The following is a 1,428-nucleotide window of genomic DNA, read 5'->3' as shown; positions in this document are numbered from 1 at the left end:
AGAGGGCGTTCTGTGAGGGTATGGGCCTTTGATCCCTGCGGTTCGGTAGAGATTTTCGGTAAATAGGTTGACGTTCGGTGTGGGTGAGCTGCACTGACAGTCATGAGCGAGCGTCAGCCATACCCCAGTGATCTGTCCGACGAGCGGTGGGAGCTGATCCGTCCGGTCATCGCCTCATGGAAGGGACAGCACCCATCGGTCAGCGGCCATGAGGGTCGCTACGACATGCGGGAGATCGTCAACGCGATCCTGTACCAGGCCCGGACCGGCTGCCAGTGGCGCTACCTGCCGCACGACCTGCCGCCCTACACCGCGGTGTATTACTACTTCGCCACCTGGCGCGATGACGGCATCGATCAGACCATCCACGACCTGCTGCGCTGGCAGGTACGTGAGCAGGCGGGCCGGGCCGAGGACCCCAGCGCGGTGGCGCTGGATACCCAGACCGTGCACAGCTCCCTCAACGCCCCGGCCGACACCACCGGACTGGATCCAGGCAAGAAGAGCCGGGGCCGCAAGCGGGGCATCGCCTCCGATGTGCTCGGGCTGGTGATCGCGGTGGTGGTGGCCGCCGCCGGCGTGCACGACAACGCCATCGGCATCGCGCTGCTGGACAAGGTCGCCGCCGCCAATCCGAGCGTGCGCACGGCCTGGACCGATGCCGGGTTCAAGAACGCGGTCGCCGCCCATGGCGCCGGCCTGGGCATCGAGGTGGAGGTGGTGCAGCGCGACCCGCATACCTGCGGGTTTGCGCCACTGCCCAAGCGGTGGGTGGCCGAGCAGGTCTTCGGCACCCTGATGCTGCACCGCCGGCTGGCTCGCGCCTACGAGGCGCGGCCCGCGAGTTCGGAATCGATGATCTATTGGTCGATGACCGACAACATGACCCGGCGCCTGACCGGCACGGCCACCTCGACCTGGCGCGATCCCGGCCAGCGGTCGACATAGGCGAGCGCGGGAGCCGCAGATGCGCCAATTCCTTGAGCGCCTGGCCGAGCGGGAGAGGGCCGCCCAGGCCGAAGCCGACCGGCTGCGCGAGCAGATCACCGACTTGTCCGTGCGGTTGAATGCGGCCGAGCAGGTGCTGTCCCGGCTGCGCCTCACCCGCCAGACGATTCTGGAGATGGCCGCTGACCTGGCCGAGCCCGTCCCTGAGGCAGCCGGGCTCTCACCCGCCTACCGGCAGATTCTGGCGATCGTGGAGCAAGCGCCGGACGGGCTGCGGGTCAAGGACATCTGCCGGACCTTGAACATAGGACTGGGACCCAAGCACACCGAGAGCCTGCGCGCCAAGCTCAAACGCATGGTCGCTCGGGGCATCCTCATCGAGCCCGAACCCGGGCTCTTCGCGCTGCCGCGGCCAGGCCATCGCGGATAGATCTCCACCGCTCAGGCTCAAAGCGGACGGAAGCTCACAGAACGCCCTCT

General features: G+C 67.6%; 2 protein-coding genes. Both read left to right on the top strand.

Features of this window, described 5'->3' with window-relative positions:
- Window positions 1–102: 102 nt before the first annotated feature.
- A complete protein-coding gene (locus tag Pta02_RS40740) occupies window positions 103–948 on the top strand; it encodes an IS5 family transposase (protein WP_203880406.1) in 846 nt (281 codons plus the stop codon).
- Window positions 949–967: 19 nt separating this feature from the next.
- Window positions 968–1,378, top strand: a complete 411-nt coding sequence (locus tag Pta02_RS40735; protein WP_203880405.1) for a hypothetical protein — start codon at window positions 968–970, stop codon at window positions 1,376–1,378.
- Window positions 1,379–1,428 lie beyond the last annotated feature (50 nt).

Origin of the sequence: Paraplanobispora takensis, assembly GCF_016863195.1 — a bacterium.
Classification (GTDB): domain Bacteria; phylum Actinomycetota; class Actinomycetes; order Streptosporangiales; family Streptosporangiaceae; genus Planobispora; species Planobispora takensis.
This window is presented reverse-complemented; position numbering and strand designations above follow the sequence as displayed.